This window comes from Bacillus sp. ISL-47 (genome assembly GCF_018613175.1).
In the GTDB taxonomy this organism is placed as follows: domain Bacteria; phylum Bacillota; class Bacilli; order Bacillales; family Cytobacillaceae; genus Cytobacillus.
On record NZ_JAGGQS010000054.1, the window covers coordinates 74,787 to 91,700 of the forward strand.

At 44.0% G+C, this 16,914-nt stretch carries 14 protein-coding genes; 13 read left to right on the top strand and 1 reads right to left on the bottom strand.

All coding sequences use genetic code 11. The annotated features are described in order from the left end of the window. Positions 1–14 precede the first annotated feature (14 nt). From J7I93_RS18615 to J7I93_RS18625, 3 genes are all read left to right on the top strand, one after another. Positions 15–1,013, top strand: a complete 999-nt coding sequence (locus J7I93_RS18615; RefSeq protein WP_214727445.1) for a DUF3231 family protein — start codon at positions 15–17, stop codon at positions 1,011–1,013. A gap of 247 nt (positions 1,014–1,260) precedes the next feature. Further along, positions 1,261–2,271, top strand: a complete 1,011-nt coding sequence (gene eutB / locus J7I93_RS18620; RefSeq protein ID WP_214727517.1) for a hydroxyectoine utilization dehydratase EutB — start codon at positions 1,261–1,263, stop codon at positions 2,269–2,271. 387 nt (positions 2,272–2,658) lie between these two features. Then, positions 2,659–4,365: a PucR family transcriptional regulator gene (locus J7I93_RS18625; RefSeq protein ID WP_214727447.1), complete on the top strand. Its 1,707-nt coding sequence runs from the start codon at positions 2,659–2,661 to the stop codon at positions 4,363–4,365. 152 nt (positions 4,366–4,517) lie between these two features. Here J7I93_RS18625 and J7I93_RS18630 read toward each other — a convergent pair whose 3' ends face one another. Then, complete coding sequence (locus J7I93_RS18630; RefSeq protein ID WP_214727449.1) at positions 4,518–4,745, bottom strand: hypothetical protein; 228 nt, start codon at positions 4,743–4,745, stop codon at positions 4,518–4,520. A 192-nt stretch (positions 4,746–4,937) separates the two neighbouring features. On the opposite strand from J7I93_RS18630, the gene J7I93_RS18635 reads away from it, so the two are divergent. The 10 genes from J7I93_RS18635 to J7I93_RS18680 all read left to right on the top strand — a co-directional run bounded on the left by J7I93_RS18635 (position 4,938) and on the right by J7I93_RS18680 (position 16,859). After that, entirely contained in the window at positions 4,938–6,125 is a 1,188-nt protein-coding gene (locus J7I93_RS18635) for a M24 family metallopeptidase (protein ID WP_214727451.1), read from the top strand. 16 nt (positions 6,126–6,141) lie between these two features. Beyond that, positions 6,142–7,146 (top strand): cyclodeaminase, encoded by a 1,005-nt coding sequence (locus J7I93_RS18640; protein WP_214727453.1) that lies wholly within the window; start codon positions 6,142–6,144, stop codon positions 7,144–7,146. A gap of 14 nt (positions 7,147–7,160) precedes the next feature. Continuing rightward, entirely contained in the window at positions 7,161–8,363 is a 1,203-nt protein-coding gene (locus tag J7I93_RS18645; RefSeq protein WP_214727455.1) for a cystathionine gamma-synthase family protein, read from the top strand. A gap of 29 nt (positions 8,364–8,392) precedes the next feature. Beyond that, positions 8,393–9,640 (top strand): M20 metallopeptidase family protein, encoded by a 1,248-nt coding sequence (locus J7I93_RS18650; RefSeq protein WP_214727456.1) that lies wholly within the window; start codon positions 8,393–8,395, stop codon positions 9,638–9,640. Continuing rightward, positions 9,630–10,685, top strand: a complete 1,056-nt coding sequence (locus J7I93_RS18655) for a homoserine dehydrogenase (protein ID WP_214727457.1) — start codon at positions 9,630–9,632, stop codon at positions 10,683–10,685. Before J7I93_RS18650 ends, J7I93_RS18655 begins: the two co-directional genes overlap by 11 nt. Before the next feature lie 21 nt (positions 10,686–10,706). Next, the gene (locus J7I93_RS18660; RefSeq protein WP_214727458.1) at positions 10,707–12,149 is read left to right on the top strand and encodes an aldehyde dehydrogenase family protein; all 1,443 of its coding nucleotides are present in this window, start codon (positions 10,707–10,709) and stop codon (positions 12,147–12,149) included. Positions 12,150–12,434: 285 nt separating this feature from the next. Further along, positions 12,435–13,979 carry a BCCT family transporter gene (locus J7I93_RS18665; RefSeq protein ID WP_214727459.1) on the top strand — a complete coding sequence of 515 codons (1,545 nt, stop codon included), beginning with the start codon at positions 12,435–12,437 and terminating at the stop codon, positions 13,977–13,979. 634 nt (positions 13,980–14,613) lie between these two features. After that, entirely contained in the window at positions 14,614–15,825 is a 1,212-nt protein-coding gene (locus J7I93_RS18670; protein WP_214727460.1) for a benzoate/H(+) symporter BenE family transporter, read from the top strand. A gap of 129 nt (positions 15,826–15,954) precedes the next feature. Continuing rightward, positions 15,955–16,338: a MazG nucleotide pyrophosphohydrolase domain-containing protein gene (locus J7I93_RS18675; RefSeq protein WP_214727461.1), complete on the top strand. Its 384-nt coding sequence runs from the start codon at positions 15,955–15,957 to the stop codon at positions 16,336–16,338. Positions 16,339–16,352: 14 nt separating this feature from the next. Next, the gene (locus J7I93_RS18680) at positions 16,353–16,859 is read left to right on the top strand and encodes a GNAT family N-acetyltransferase (protein ID WP_214727463.1); all 507 of its coding nucleotides are present in this window, start codon (positions 16,353–16,355) and stop codon (positions 16,857–16,859) included. Positions 16,860–16,914 lie beyond the last annotated feature (55 nt).

Sequence of the window (16,914 nt, forward strand, 5' to 3'; positions counted from 1 at the left end):
ATGGGGGAAAATATATGCCTGAAAGCCCAGCGATTACATCAAATGAACTCGGAACTTTATGGATGACGTATCAGCAGAAAACCATGCTGTTAAGAATGCTCGATTATTTTATTGAAAAAGCGGATGATGAAAAAGCGAAGAATATTATGACCGGTCTGTGTGAAGAAGTGAACCCTTATGTACAGAAGATTGTACAAATATTCAAGGATGAAGGGGCAGCCATTCCGGTTGGGTTCACGGAACAGGATGTGATTCCCGATGCACCGAAATTATACAGCAACGGGTTTGATATTATGTTTGTGCGCCTGATGAACTCGATCAGCATGGGTCTGCATACCCTGCATTTAAGCATGTCCTACCGGGAAGATATTATTTTGCTGTATAAAGACCTTACAGCTCACACCCAGGATTATTCGCGGCAATGCACCCAATATCTGCTTGAAAAAGGTCTGCTTAGCCGTGCGCCTTATGTGACCATGCCAAAAAAAGCGGAGTTCGTAAAGGATACAAGCTATTTAAAAGGAACAAGCCCGTTCGGTCAGAAACGGACGATGAATACAGTCGAGGTCAGTCAGCTACATTATTCAATTGATGCAAATGCAACTGGGATGCAGCTGATTACCGGTTTTGCCCAATGTGCACAGGAGAAAGAAGTAAGAAAATACTTTTCGGAGGGTGCGGAATTGGCCAAAAGCATCATTAAAGAATTTTCGGAAATGATGCTCGAGGACGGGATTCAAACCCCATTGGGAGCAGGAGGAAATGCCACACGCTCAACTGCAGCCCCATTTTCCGATAAACTGATGATGTACTGCACCAGCCTTTTCTGCAGCTTCTCACTAGGAAAAAATGCAATCGGCACAGCCTTCAGTTTGCGGAATGACATTCCGACCAAAGCAGGGATCTTCTCAAAAGACATATTCGAATACGCCCACCGCGGAGCCAAAATCATGATCCAAAACGGCTGGATGGAAGAACCGCCGCAAATGGAAGAACGAAGGAATCTCATATAGGTACCAGGTACCACCCGAATTTTGTCGAAATATCCTTTATGGGTATTTCTTTTTTGTTTCTAAAGGGTGTTAATTTTCTTAAAGAAGGGGTTTTTATGCAGCAATTGGCCTTCCAACAGCGTCTAATGTTTAATAAAAAAAATTGTATGAAAAACCTTTGCTTTTTATAAGCACTTTGGACAATTGAATTATCTGAAATATCGGACTACTATTAATGTAAGAAATTCTTTTATGGAGGGAAACATTGATGCATTCAAAATCTGTTAAGGGGAGAATAGATATTTCCATCCGCGATATTTGGGAGGCAAAGAAGCGAATTTCTTCCCTGGTATATAAGACTCCATTGATTCAATCGACTATCCTGTCTGAAAAAATGGGCCGGAGGGTTTTTTTTAAACTGGAAAATGTTCATGAAATTGGAGCCTTTAAAGTCAGAGGGGCAGCGAATAAAATTTTGAGTTTAAGCTCTGAAGCGAGAGGGCGGGGAATCGCTACATATTCAACGGGGAACCATGGAATGGCTGTTGCGTATGTGGCAAAAAAGCTTGGAATTGAGGCAGTTGTATGTTTATCGAACCGTGTCCCCAGAGCTAAGGTCGATTCATTAAAAAGGCTGGGAGCCAAAATAGAAATATACGGTGACAGCCAGGATGCCGCCGGGGAACGATGCTATGAGCTGGAGAGGATGGAAGGGCTGACTGTGATTCAGCCGTTTGATGATCCCCATGTGATTGCCGGACAGGGAACGATTGGTTTGGAGCTTTTGGAGGAACTTCCGAACTTAACAGATGTGATTGTCCCTCTTTCGGGCGGAGGGCTTCTTTCAGGGATTGGGCTCGCGGTGAAATCAAATGACAAGGGGATAAGAGTTTCAGGTGTTTGTATGGAAAAATCTGCTGTCATGCATGAGAGTTTAAAAGCAGGGAAACCTGTATTGCTTGAAGAGAGTGAAACTCTTGCCGACAGCTTGCTGGGCGGAATCGGTCTGGATAACAGTTACACCTTCCGTATGGTTCAGAAATACATGGATAACGCTTATCTGATTCCCGAAGAGGAGATTGCATACAGTATGGCTTTTATGATAGATAAGCACAGAATGATTATGGAGGGAGCGGCAGCCACTGGAATTGCAGCGGTTTTAGGCGGGAAAATTCCCCGGCAGGAGGGGGACGTTGCTGTAATCATCAGCGGACATAATGTGGATCTTTCTGTCATTCATCGGATAATTCAAGATTATGCCAGTTGTAATGAAGGATGAGAAGATGTTAATGCCGGAATTACCGTATAAGAAAGGTACCGAAAGATGCTATTATGCCACTCAAACTTTGCGTGCCGCTGGAAATTTCCCCTCATGGGCCACTGCATTCAAGAAACCTCAATAAAGTTTTGGCTTTAGCAAAAAAGTCGCGGGCATTAGCTTATTTTAAGTCCTTACGAAATGACAGAGACAGGGAATTCCAGAGCGTATTTTGGCAAAAGAATCCTTTCCCCTCGATTATTATGGTAGTGTGCTGATATTGTTATATTAATAAAATATTAACTGGAAGAGCGTAAAATTAATAGTAGACGTTGCTGTCTGAATATGGTTTCCTATAATAAAAGTCTTTTATCTTATTAATCTTAAGGTGTTCAGAGGGGAGCCAATATGAGATTAACAGTTAAAGATGTACTAAAATACAAGATTCTCAATTGTGCCAAGATTGTTACCGGAAAGGAATATGCCGAAAAACGGCATATTCAATGGATTTCAGCCATCGAAATGCCGGTGGAAAACTTTGTCCGAAAAAATGAAGCGGTATTGACAACAGGGATCGGCTGCGGGGAGGACGCTGAAACTTTCAAAAAGTTCGTTCAGGATGTGATCGACTCCGACGCTTCCGCCCTGATGGTCGCTTTGGGAAGATACATTTTCGATATTCCCACTGAGGTAATAGAATTGGCCGAAAAGAATAACTTTATTATTATTGAGATTCCATGGGAAATCCGGTTTTCCAGTATTATCGAATCGGTCATGAAAGAGATTAATGACATTGAATATAAAGAACGTGAAAAATCAGAAAAGGTTCAGCAGGAGCTTCTTAAGTTCATTCTAAAAGACACCAGCCTGAAGGAAATCTCAAAATTCGTTGAAAAGCATATTGGGTACCCGATCGCCATTACAGACCGATCCGGCACCCTTCAGGAAAAAAGCATCCACACACAAGCCTTTATAAATGAGTGGAAAAGATATGTCCTGCAAGGAATCCTTCCCTCAAGGACAAAAAACACTCTTTTAAAAGGAGACCCCATGTTCCAAAAGTTCCAAATGGTTAAGGTAGAAAACCGGATTGTTTTTCAGATTCCGGTACTCCAGGTAGCCGACAATCCACAAGGCTATTTATTTGTAATGGTTCCGAGTTCCGAATCGATCGAATCCTTTCTCACTCTTTTTCGGGTTAATGTGTTGGAGCATGCCGCAACCACGATTGCTCTTTGGCTTTCAAGGAAAAATGCCATTGAAGAAACAAAAATGCGTCTTCGCAGCGATTTTGTCCAGGAGCTTTCTAAAGGCGAATTCCTCTCATTTGAACAAGCTGATTCAAGGGCAAAATTGCTTGGATATAACCTTAAACACCCATATGTGTGTATTGTCGGATATCCGGAAAATATGAAAATACTATTCCAAAAGCGTAAACAGGACTATGATTCCTATGAACATTGGCTCGAAAGTATGATTCTTTATATCGAGGAAGAAATTTACTATGCTGCCCAGTCCCTTAAAAAGGACATGATGATGACTTATCAGGGTGAACAGCTTGTCATTTTCCTGGAAACTCCAGGGGTAAAGGAAAATGAAAATGCGACAAATTTCCTTGATCTTGTAGAAAGGCGCCTAGGGAATTTGCTTCCGGAGGTTGTCTTATCCTGGGGCATCGGCAATGCTTTTGAAGGAATTTCAGGATTTGGGGAAAGTTTTCTTCATGCAAGCACTGCTTTAAGTATCGGGCTGCGGAAAAAGGGTTCCGGGCAGCGGATGATGTATGAGCAAACAAGAGTGGACAGGGTGCTATTAAATTTGGCCAGCAATAAAGAGATGAAAGAAATAATCATGTCAACGATTGAGCCTCTTGTGCAATATGACGAGCAGCGGCACATGGATTTGATCGGCACTTTCATCGCCTATAACCAGTTTCATGGAAATGTAAGCCAGACAGCGAGGTCGCTGAATCTTCATCGGCAGTCCCTGCTGTACCGGTTAAGAAAGATTGAATCTTTGACAGGTCTTTCCCTTATTGATCCGGATGATTTATTTCTTTTGGATCTGAGCATAAAGATTTGGAAAATAGGAGAACACCCCGTTACGGTCGGTTAACACTAATTTTATTGAAAGCGGTTTTCGCAAACTTTCTATTTAATAATAATAGAGTAGTGGCTGATTTTCGCTACAGACTGCAGTCGAGCGGCTTCCGCTCCAATCACCCAACCTTGTTTATGTCTTATAAACTATTCAAAAACAACAATCTTTTAGAAAAGAGCCTTATTGAAAAAAAAGAACTGTGGCAGAAATCCTTTATGGATTTTTTCCGCAGTTTTTATTTTTTTGTTAAACTTGAGGATTGATTTCCGCTCACAAACCTCACTTTCTTCGGGATCAGCTCCCCTCTCCGGCTCTCTCTCTGCTATTGGTCTCCCTTTGCCAGAAGAGTCTCGAACCATTCCTTTAATCATTTTCGATGCTAAATCAGCATCCATCTTTGACCATCTCCTATTAAATACTGATCCTTTAAGACTAGAGGATTCTAAATTTTTTGATAATTTGACTAAAATAAAATTTGAATTTTCATACAACTTTGCGGATGATAGATTTTTTACCCTGATACTATAATTAACCTACAAACGAAATACCTGAAAATTAAATACGGTTTGGTAGGAGGGAGCACCACCATGTCATTTGGAACAGCAGAGTATAAAGAAAGAATTTTGAAAACAAAAGAAAGAATGGCAGCAGAAGGGATTGAAGTATTGCTTATTACGGATCCCGCTAATATGAATTATTTATCCGGTTACGACGGATGGTCCTTCTATGTGCATCAAATGCTTGTCATCATCATTGATGAAGAACAGCCGATTTGGATTGGCAGGGGACAGGATGCAAATGGTGCCAAAGTAACGACATGGCTTTATCATGAAAATATCATTCCCTACCCAGACGATTATGTACAATCTGAAACCAAACATCCAATGGATTTTGTAGCAGATATTTTAAAGCAAATCGGACAGCAGAACCGTTTTATCGGTGTCGAGATGGAAAACTATTATTTCACTGCAAAATGCTATGAGCAGCTGAAAAAGGGACTCCCGAATGCTAGTTTCCGGGATGCATCCCTGCTGGTAAACTGGGTCCGCATTATAAAGTCCGAAACAGAGATTGAGTATATGAAGAGAGCAGCAAAAATTGTGGAAAATACAATGGCAGCAGGAATTGAGCTGGTTAATGAAGGCGTCCGGGAATGTGATGTTGCAGCGAAAATATTTCATACACAAATAACAGGCACGGATGAATTCGGCGGGGACTACCCGGCGATCATGCCTCTTCTCCCATCCGGAGAAAGAACCTCTACTCCGCATTTAACCTGGACGGATCAGCGTTATAAATCAGGCGAGCTTGTGATTCTGGAACTGGCCGGATGCTATAAGCGCTATCATTCCCCACTTGCCAGAACCGTCCATATCGGCCAGCCTTCCGAAAAAATTAAAGCACTTTCGGAAGTGGTTGTCGAAGGATTGAACGCTTGTCTGGATATGATTAGGCCAGGGATTGCCTGCGAAGAAATTGAGGAAGCATGGAGAAAATCGATTGAAAAAAGCGGAATTATAAAGGAATCGCGCCTGGGATATTCCATGGGTCTGAACTATCCTCCAGATTGGGGCGAGCATACAGCGAGCATTCGCAAAGGAGATAAAACCATCCTTCAGCCCAATATGACATTCCATTTGATCCCGGGTATCTGGCTTGATCAATATGGTTTCGAAGCAAGTGAATCATTCAGGGTCACCGAAAATGGATGCGAAACATTTGCAGAACTCCCAAGGCACTTATCTATAAAAGAAGCGTCACTTACAAAAATCTAGGAGGTGAAGTGAGGGGATGCTAATTTTTACAGAGCAGGAACTTAAACAGTATGTGCAGCTGAACCATGAAGCGATTGCTATTGTGGAAGCGGGATTTACGAAGCTTGCAGAAGATGAAGCCGTCATGCCGCCGATTATGCGTGTGGATTTGCACGACCAAAATGGGGAAGTGGATGTAAAAACCGCATATGTAAAAGGGAAAGACATGTTTGCGATCAAAGTATCTTCCGGATTTTTCAACAATTATAAGCATGGACTGCCAAGCGGAAATGGACTTATGCTCTTGATCAGTACGCAAACAGGCATCCCGCAGGCAATGCTGCTGGATAACGGCTATTTGACCGAGGTAAGGACAGCCGCAGCGGGAGCGATTGCTGCAAACTATCTTTCCCGTGAAAACATTGAAACAGTTGGCGTGATAGGAGCTGGAAGCCAGGCGAGGTACCAGGCAAGGGCTCTCAAACTCGTAAGGGATTTTAAAAGGATCCTGGTCTATTCCAGGTCAGATGACCGCTCGAGAAAATATGCCCATGACATGTCCGCCGAATTGGGGGTAGAGGTCCAAGTGGCGGAGAGTGCAGAAGTTCTGGTACGTAACAGTGATACGGTCATTACGACTACCCCGGCAAAAGAGCCGGTGATCAAAGCGGAGTGGCTTCATCCCGGACTTCATATTACGGCTATGGGATCAGATGCTGAACATAAGCAGGAGCTTGAAGCTGAAGTTCTTGTCCGGGCGGATAAGCTTATATGCGATACAAAAGCACAGTGTGCCAGGCTTGGAGAATTGCATCACGCACTTGACAAAGGAGTATTAACGAATGAATCGCCCATTATTGAACTGGGCCAATTAACATCCGGAAAGCTAAGCGGGCGGATAAATGACGAGGAAATCACGGTTTGTGATCTAACTGGGACAGGAGTCCAGGATACTGCCATTGCCCTGTTTGCATACAGCGAAATGGTGAAGCGGGAAATCGGATTGAAAGTTGAAAACAAGAAACTGGCATTAAAAAACTGAGAAGGAGTGATCTTATGGTAAAAGAAAATGTTCAAGCAGGTACAAAAGCAGTGTGGGCAGGGGAAAAGGATTATTTGGTGCATGGAGCCACCCAGGTGCCTGTCGTACTCAGTGTGGCATATGGATATGATGATATGGATGAATGGTATGATGTGGCGATTGGGAAGAAAAAGGGACATATTTACGGAAGAAATACAAACCCTACCGTACAGGCATTTGAGGATAAAGTGAAAATTCTGGAAGGCGCCGAAGCAGCGACAAGCTTTTCAACAGGCATGGCAGCGATCAGTAATACATTATCGACGTTTTTGGTGCCGGGCGATCGCATTGTATCGATGAAGGACACATATGGCGGAACGAACAAGATTTTTACGGAATTTCTGCCCCGCCAGCAAATCGATGTGGTTCTTTGCGAAACAGGGAATCACGAACAAATAGAAACGGAAGTGGCAAAAGGCTGCAAAATTCTTTACCTCGAAACACCGACGAATCCAACCGTCAAGATTACCGACATCGAGCGTATGGCAAAAGCCGGACACGATGCCGGAGCCATTGTCATTGTGGATAATACATTTGCAACACCAATGAATCAGAATCCCATTTCACTGGGTGTGGATCTTGTTATCCACAGTGCTACAAAATTCCTCGGCGGGCATGCTGATGCACTTGGCGGAGTCGTTTGCGGCCCGCAGGAACTTGTGGAAAAAATCTATCACTATCGCGAAATCAATGGCGCTACAATGGATCCGATGGCAGCTTACCTGATGATCCGCGGCATGAAAACTCTTCACCTTCGTGTCCGCCAGCAATGTAAAAATGCAATGGCGCTTGCAAAATATCTTCAGACAAAAGATATGGTGGAATCTGTCTATTATCCAGGGATTGAAACACATCCAAATCATCATATTGCCAAAAGACAAATGAAGGATTTTGGCGGGATGCTCAGCTTTGCAGTTAAAGGCGGAGTGGATACAGTCCGTGATTTGCTTCCGAAATTGCAATTCGCCAACCGCGCTGCAAACCTTGGAGCTGTCGAAACAACAGTAGGGCCGGCCCGAACAACCAGCCATGTGGAATGTACACCAGAGGAGCGTGCAGCAGTTGGCATTCCGGAAGGGTTAATCCGTGTCTCCTGCGGAATCGAAGAAATTGAGGATATCATTGCAGACTTTGAACAGGCATTTAGCCATGCAGAAAGTGTTTTGCAAGTAAAGTAGATGACTAGTTTCGATTGAGGTGAGAGATTTTGTCAGATAATCATCCTATCGTTGAGCAAGCGAATAATTTGGCTGGCCGTCTTGTTGAATGGCGCCGTCATTTTCATCAGCATCCCGAACTTAGCTTTCAGGAGTTCGGGACCTCCCGTTTTGTTGCAAATGTGTTAAGGAAAATGGATGGAATGGAAGTAGAAACAGGAGTTGGGATCGAAACAGGAGTAGTTGGCACTTTGACATCGGGGGATGGACCAGTCATTGCACTAAGAGCGGATATGGATGCCTTGCCGATTACGGAGGAAAATAGAACAGGCTATTCGTCCAAAAATGAAGGTGTGATGCATGCTTGCGGGCATGATGCACACACCTCTATTCTCCTCGGGGCTGCTTCCATCCTCTCGGACCATTTTAAAAAGGGCGAATTGAAAGGGACGGTTAAATTTATTTTCCAGCCGGCAGAGGAGAGTACCGACGCAGACGGACTTTCCGGCTCTCCTTACATGGTCCGTGCCGGGGCTTATGACAAGACTGAAGCTGCCCTTGCCCTCCATGTCTGTCCATGGCTCCCTGTAGGGAAAGTGCAAATCAGCGATGGCTACAGCATGGCAAATGTGGATGTTTTTGAAGTGAAAATCCATGGCTCAGGCGGACATGGGGCTTATCCGGAGCTTGGCACCGATCCTATTTGGATGCTTGGCCCTGTCATGCAGGCACTGTATGGAATTACAGCCAGGAGAGTTTCAGCGATGGATGCTGCCGTTATCAGCATTGGCCAAATCCATGCCGGCACAGCAAGCAACATCATTCCGACAGAGGCAGTTATTCAGGGGACGATTCGCAGCTATACACCGGAAGTCCGTGATTTGCTGGCTTCAGAAATAAAGAAAGCACTCTCTATCGTGGAGCATTTGGGGGGAACCTTTTCATTGAATATCCAAAGAGGGGAACCAGCTTTAAAAAACCATCCTGCCGTCAATCAATGGATAACGGACGCCATCACAGGGATATATCCAGGCATGGGGATTACTAGACGCCCATTCGGCCTTGGCGGGGAAGACTTCGGCTATGTGACTGGAAAAATTCCAGGATCCATGTTTTTCCTTGGGTGTGCACCTCTAGACGGGGTCCAGCGCGATCTTCATACCCCGATTTTTGATTTGGATGAAGCTTGCTTGCCGATCGGAACTGCCATTTTGGCACAAACGGCGGGCATGTTTTTAACAAAGAAAGCGAAATTACAAATAGACCAAAATTTGGAGGTGGAAATGCTTGGCACATAAGTTGGCGTTTATAGGGTTTGGAGTTGTTGGCCAGGGGCTGGCGGAAATTTTGCGTGATAAGAAAGAATCGCTTAAACAGAACGAGGGCTTTGAAGCTGAGGTTGTAGCCATTTCTGATTTAATGAAAGGGTCGATCTATCATCCGGGCGGCCTGGATATCAGTACAGCTTTGCAAGTATTGCATGAAACAGGGAATCTGGAGAGTTATCCTGAAACACCGGGGCTAATCAGGGGATGGGACAGCCTCAGGACGATCAAGGATACCAATGCAGATACGATTATTGAGGTTTCCTATACAGATGTTAAAACCGGCCAGCCTGCCATAGACCACTGTAAGGCTGCATTTGAAAAAGGAAAAAATGTGGTGATGACCAATAAAGGACCAGTTGCCCTCGCTTACCGGGAGTTATCTGAAATGGCGCAAAAGCATGGAGCCTACTGGGGATTCGAGGGAACGGTCATGAGCGGTACACCAGCATTACGGATGCCGGCTGCCACTTTGGCCGGGAATGACATTACGGAAATCCGCGGCATATTGAATGGGACAACCAATTATATTCTGACCCAAATGGAACAGGAAGGCGTTTCTTATGAAGCGGCTCTTAAAGAGGCACAAAAGCTCGGCTATGCAGAGGCGGACCCTACCAGCGATGTAGAGGGCTATGATGCAAGATATAAAATTGTCATTCTCTCCAACCATGTCATGAATGCTCCTTTATCAGTCGAGGAAGTGGAATGCAAGGGAATTACAGGCATCACTTTAAAGGATATTGAAAAGGCAAAGGCGGAAGGGAAGTGCTGGAAGCTCATTGCAAAAGCCAAAAAGGAAAACGGCAAGGTTATCGCCTCGATAGCTCCTGAGAAATTGGATGCTGAAGATCCTTTGGCTTCCATCAGAGGCGCTGTCAACGCCATTACGTATCAATGCGATCTTTTGGGCACAGTCACATTATGCGGTGCAGGCGCAGGAAAAATAGAGACAGGATTCTCCCTTTTGATCGACTTAATTTCCATTAATCGTGAAAGGCAGCTTGTTTCAATCTAAAACGGAAAGGCGGTAATAAGCATGACCACTCAACTAACCGGACAAAGAATGTTTCTCGCAGGTAAATGGGCGACGGGCGAAAGATTAATTGAAGTTCGTGATCCGCAGGATAATAGCATCATTGATACTGTACCAGCAGCTTCGAAGGAAGATATGCTTAATTGTATTGAAGAAGCGAAAGAGGGGGCGAAGATTGCTGCTTCCCTGCCTGTCCATCAGAGAATGACGATTATTAATCGGGCTGCAGACTACATCGAAGCAAAAAAAGAAAAATATGCAAAAACGATCGCAAAGGAAGGAAGTAAAACCATTCGGGAAGCCTCAAAAGAAGTGGCAAGAGCCATTCAGACATTCCGGATCAGTGCAGAAGAAGCAAGAAGGATCCATGGAGAAACCATTCCATTTGACCAGATGCCTGGGAGTGAAAACCGCCTGGGATACTACCACCGTTTCCCGATTGGAATTATTGGCGCCATTACCCCCTTTAACGATCCATTAAATCTTGTAGCACATAAGGTGGGTCCCGCTATTGCCTCCGGGAATGCCATTATCGTAAAACCGGCAACAGTGACTCCTCTCAGCGCCCTTTTAATCGCCGAAGCATTTGAATATGCCGGATTGCCGCCAAAAGTTTTATCTGTCATCACCGGTTATGGAAGCGAAATTGGGGATGTTCTTGTAACCCATCCTGCTGTACGAATGATTACCTTTACTGGCGGCTTGGACGCCGGGGAACAAATTACCCGGAAAGCGGGATTGAAAAAAATCAGCATGGAGCTGGGGTCCAATTCTCCTGTCATTGTGCTGAAGGATGCTGATCTGGACGAGGCTGTTGAATCAACGGTTTCCGGGGCATTTTGGGCAGCAGGGCAAAATTGCCTCGGTGTCCAAAGAGTTTACATTGAAGATTCTGTTTATGAGGCATTTCAACAGGCATTCGTTGCCAGGACAAATCAATATTGCGTAGGGGATAAGCAATCCGAACTGACGGATATGGGGCCGCTTATAACGGAAAAAGAGGCTATCCGGGTTGAAAAATTGGTCAATGAAGCGAAAGAAAAAGGAGCAGCCGTATTAACAGGCGGGAAAAGGAACGGGGCTTATTACTCACCTACTGTTCTCGAAAATGTCCCTGAAGATTGCACCATTGCGAAAGAAGAAATTTTTGGTCCGGTTGTTCTCTTGTACAAAGTATCTTGTCTTGATGAAGCAATCAGTAAATCGAATGACATAAATTATGGCTTGCAGGCCGGAATATTTACCAAGGATATCGAAAAAGCACATAAAGCCATTGCCAAAATGGATGTAGGCGGAATAATGATTAATGACAGCAGTGACTACCGCATTGATGCGATGCCATTTGGGGGTGTAAAAAACTCAGGGTTAGGCAGGGAAGGAATCAAATTTTCCATCCAGGAAATGACAGAACCGAAAGTAGTCTGTTTTAAATTATCTAACTATTAAGAATTTTTAAACTGAATAGGATCAGACAGCCCGCAAGCTGCCTGAGTATAGTGTGAGGAAGAACGGATCCGGCTGCTCCGGAGGGTCTTCCTTTCCTTTTTAGATAGCTGAAGTCATAATTTATGTCATTCAACCACATTCAAAATTAACCTTGAAATACAGACAGGCTTTATATTAAAGGCTCTATCAAACTTGCATGGAAGTTTTTCAGCAGGGACAAAAGTACTAAATCACTGCTTAACAGAGCTAAATAAAAGAAAAAAGACTAATAAGGAGGATTTTATTTTGAAGAAAAATCGGGACCGCGCTTCATATAACAATCCAGTCTTTAAAATCTCAGCCATAATCGTTGGACTTTTTACCATATGGGGAGCCTTTTCACCTGATAGTCTTGCTAAAAATGCCTCTATCGTTTTTAGCTTTACAAGTAAATCATTTGGATGGCTTTATTTACTCAGTGTTGCTGTGTTTGTTTTCTTCTGTTTATACCTTGCTTTTAGTAAATATGGAAGCATAAAACTCGGGCCGGATGGAGAAAAAGCCGAATATTCCTTATTTGCCTGGATCAGTATGCTGTTCAGCGCGGGTTTTGGGGTCGGAATTGTCTTCTGGGGTGTAGCAGAACCGCTGACTCACTTTTCTTCTCCGCCGCTTCCTGGAGTCGAGCCGCAATCAGCAGAAGCTGCCCGGGTAGCCATGCGATATTCCTTTTTTAACTGGGGCATTCATCAATGGTCAGTCTTTGCCATTGTCGGACTGGCTCTTGCTTATTATCAATACCGTCATAAACGGAGGGTTCTAGTGGGCGAAGTCCTGAGCGCAAATCACCCCGAAAAAAGAAAAAGGCTGAAGTCAGCGGTTAATATACTGGCTGTCATCGCTACGGTAACGGGAATTGCCACCTCTATGGGAATGGGTGTCCTGCAAATTAATGGCGGCTTAAACTATGTCTTCTCAGTTCCAAACAATCCTTGGGTGCAAATCGGCATTGTTGGTATCATGCTTGCCCTATATCTTATTTCAGCTACAACCGGTATTGATAAAGGAATTAAGGTTTTGAGTAATACGAACATGATTATGGTGCTTGCTTTGATGGTGTTCTTCCTGTTCAGGGGTCCCACCGTCTTCATTTTTGAAAGCTTCGTCCTTGCTATAGGGGATTATATCCAGCATTTTGTAGAAATGAGCTTCTATTTGACTCCATACACAGGTGAGGCGTGGGTTCAGGATTGGACAGTGTTTTATTGGGCATGGGTTATTGCCTGGTCTCCTTTCGTTGGTTCCTTTGTTGCCCGGATTTCAAAAGGGAGAACGATCAGGGAATTTGTAATAGGAGTAATGGTTGTCCCTCCAGCTATTGGGTTTGTATGGATGGCGATATTCGGAGGAACGGGATTGTACATGGATTTGTTCCAGGGTACCGCCATATCCGAAGCTGTTTCGCAAGATGTAACAACCGCCATTTTCGTTCTGTTAAAGGAATTTCCGTTATACACACTGTTATCAGTGATCATGCTAGTCCTGATCGTCATATTCCTTGTAACCTCGGCGGATTCAGCTGTTTTCGTTCTTGGCATGATGACATCGGATGGGGATTTGAATCCATCCAACATGGTAAAAGTGATCTGGGGGGTATTAATGGCCGGAATTACTGCCGTGTTAATTGTCAGCAGCGGATTAAAAGGGCTGCAAACCGCTTCACTGGTCACCGCTCTTCCTTTTACACTCATATTGGGCATCATCAGCATATCGCTCTATAAATCATTGTCAAGGGAGAAAAAAGAAGCAAAAGCACAGGCTAAGACGATTCCCTTGCAGAAAGCCCAGTAATCCTATTTTCTGAAAAAGTTAAACTTTTCAAGAGGGGGTTAATAAAAGAGGTATTCGAATGAAGTAGTCGAAATTTTTTTTAATGATTTAGTAAAAATAATATAAGTAATTTAATAGCTATATACTATACTAAATAAACGAAAAGCAATTGTAGATTATGGAGCATGATCGAATAAATCGGAAAAATAACGGAAAAAGCAAAAGGTTATTTTAAATAATGAGATGCGTTTATCCATGCAGGATAAACGCCTTTTTTTTTTGAACTTTTTGAACAGGAAAGATGAAAAAGGATAAAAAACTGCCTGTTACTTTAACGAACATTAGTCTCTTATTTGAACGTATTGATTCTATAAGAATCTAAGGAGCTGGTTTGGTGAAAATTCCACCGCATTACATTCATTTGAAAAATATTTGGAGGAACCTTTATCCGCCCAAACAGGTTTTTACAGTTCGAGATAGTTTGTGAAGCAATGTAATTAAACGGTGTATAAATTTAAATAGACCGCTATAGGTCATTTTTTATGTCTTATTACTTTGTTGCTTATAAGTTGCTTCCGTATGCTAAATAGTTTGACAATTTTTCCGTTTAAAATCATGATAGTAATTAAAATATACGGAAGTCGGGGGCAGGGAAATGGGTTTGCCAGAGGAAAGGCACAACGAATACAAATCAAAAGTAAAATTAAATAAGCATTCAATGATCCAAGATTTAACAGGTGAAAATATATCATCGGGAATTATTGCAAGTACGATGGTGATGACGGGGCCAGCGCTTATTATTTTACAGGCAGCGGCTGCCGGGGGATTTACCGATCAGCAAACCATCAACTGGATGTTCGCGGTTTATTTTTTCGGGGGCGTGTACAGCATCCTTATGCCGCTGCTGTACAGGATTCCGATTGCAGGAGGCCATTCCATAACAGGTGTAGCTTTTTTGGCGACTATTACAGCGCAGTATACGTATCCTGAGCTGATTGGCGGTTATGTGATGTCGGGTTTACTGATTTTTCTGGTTGGCATCTCAGGGCTATTTACAAAAATCATCGGGTGGGTGCCGAAAGAAGTCATCGCCTCCATGCTGGGAGGGCTGGTTGCCGGTTATGTGGTGAAGCTCGTTCCGGCTATACAAGAAATGCCTCTGGTAGGAGGTGCCGCTTTAATCAGTTTTCTGTTTTTTACGCGATACGTTAAAAAATTTCCGCCGGTACTGGCCGCTGTGGTTGCAGCCTTTACCGTTTTATTTTTTACAGCAGACCTGAATCCGGCCAAGGAAATTTCCTATTTTCTGCCGTCATGGCAGACACCGGAATTCACTTGGATGGGCCTTGTGACGATTGCGCTTCCGCTGGCAATGCTAATTTTAAGCAATGATGCAGCACCGGGAATTGGAGCACTGGAAAGCTCTAACTTTAAGCCGCCGATTCGAAAAATTGTTTCTTCAAGCGGCGTCTTCTCTGTCATTACGAGCTTCTTTGGCGGACAGTGTGCCAACATCGCCGGAATGATGAGCGCCATTTGTGCCGGGCCGGATTCAGGGCCAAGGGAGAAAAGATATATGGGAGCCGTCGTGGCGGGTGCCATCACCATTGTATTCGGAATTTTTGCGTGGAAAATTGTGCCCTTTATTCAGTCGCTGCCGCAGGCATTTGTCTCGCTCCTCGCTGGATTCGCGTTGATTGGCGTTCTGCACTCAAGCCTGCAAATGGGCTTTTCCGGTAACCGCTACCGCCTAAGCGCACTCGCCGCCTTCATTGTCACCCTATCCGGCATATCCATTCTCCACATCAGCGCACCCGTCTGGGGACTCGTTGCTGGAGCGGTATTGGCCCGGACGGTAGAGCGGTAAAGCAGTAGAGGAACCATTTAATACAATGAATTACCTCTCTGCAATGTGAAAAACATGACATAGGTTTTTCTTTTCGCAAGTACCACCCGAATGTTGCCGAATAATCATAGAGTAAGAGGTGCATAGATCATGAAGGAACTTCAGCATTTTATGAGAGATTATCAGAAGGAGATGGGCTGGGAGATTAGTGCCGAGAACTATGCGGAGAGCCGGGATTCTCTTTTGAACAACTATATGCTGCTGACGACCGAAGTAGCGGAGGTGGCTGAAGAGCTCCGGAAAGCCTTCAACCTGGTACGTGAATATACAGAAGAAGGAATGGATGAAGAACAAGCCTTTGCACTTGCAAAGGACCAGGTGAAAGCAGACATTGGGAAAGAACTGGCGGACTGCCTGGCCTATTTAATCAAATTCTATAACTTCTTTGGCATCGAGATGGAAGAAAGCTTTTACGGGAAGATGGCTGAAGTAAAGAGCCGGAAAAATAAGGATGTTCGTTTAATAGAAAAATAAAGGGGAGATTTCCAATGATCCGCCACATAAAACCATCCCATGCCGAAGCGCTGGCCAGCTTGATTACACAGGTGGAAAACGAGGCAGACTATATGCTGTTCGAACCTGGTGAAAGACAGACAACTCCGGAAGCACAAAGAAAGAGAATCGAAGCGATAAAAAAAGAAGACAATTCAACTATCATCGTTGCGGAGAAAGACAACCAATTGATAGGCTTTTTAATGGCCATTGGGGGCGCTGCCAGGAGAAACAATCACTCTGCCTATTTGGTCGCTGGAATAGCCAGCGGTCACAGGGGAAAAGGAATTGGCACAAAGCTCTTTGAGGAGTTGGATCGCTGGGCACGAGAGCACAGCATCCACCGGCTTGAATTAACGACAGTTGTAAAAAACGATGCCGGGGTAGCACTATATAAAAAAGCCGGATTCAAAATTGAAGGCACTAAAAAACACTCGCTGCTGATAAACGGAGAGTTTGTCGATGAGTATTATATGGGGAAGCTTTTAGATTGTAAAAAGTAATAATTGGTGAATATTTCTAAATTCCCCGTAGAATAATATGGCAGAAAGGGGAATT

Coding starts and splice junctions, on each gene's coding strand:
- J7I93_RS18680 (WP_214727463.1), top strand. CDS start 16,353: ATGATCCGCCACATAAAACCATCCCATGCCGAAGCGCTGGCCAGCTTG.
- J7I93_RS18630 (WP_214727449.1), bottom strand. CDS start 4,745: ATGGATGCTGATTTAGCATCGAAAATGATTAAAGGAATGGTTCGAGAC.
- J7I93_RS18675 (WP_214727461.1), top strand. CDS start 15,955: ATGAAGGAACTTCAGCATTTTATGAGAGATTATCAGAAGGAGATGGGC.
- J7I93_RS18615 (WP_214727445.1), top strand. CDS start 15: ATGCCTGAAAGCCCAGCGATTACATCAAATGAACTCGGAACTTTATGG.
- J7I93_RS18625 (WP_214727447.1), top strand. CDS start 2,659: ATGAGATTAACAGTTAAAGATGTACTAAAATACAAGATTCTCAATTGT.
- J7I93_RS18670 (WP_214727460.1), top strand. CDS start 14,614: ATGGGTTTGCCAGAGGAAAGGCACAACGAATACAAATCAAAAGTAAAA.
- J7I93_RS18660 (WP_214727458.1), top strand. CDS start 10,707: ATGACCACTCAACTAACCGGACAAAGAATGTTTCTCGCAGGTAAATGG.
- J7I93_RS18640 (WP_214727453.1), top strand. CDS start 6,142: ATGCTAATTTTTACAGAGCAGGAACTTAAACAGTATGTGCAGCTGAAC.
- J7I93_RS18635 (WP_214727451.1), top strand. CDS start 4,938: ATGTCATTTGGAACAGCAGAGTATAAAGAAAGAATTTTGAAAACAAAA.
- eutB (WP_214727517.1), top strand. CDS start 1,261: ATGCATTCAAAATCTGTTAAGGGGAGAATAGATATTTCCATCCGCGAT.
- J7I93_RS18645 (WP_214727455.1), top strand. CDS start 7,161: ATGGTAAAAGAAAATGTTCAAGCAGGTACAAAAGCAGTGTGGGCAGGG.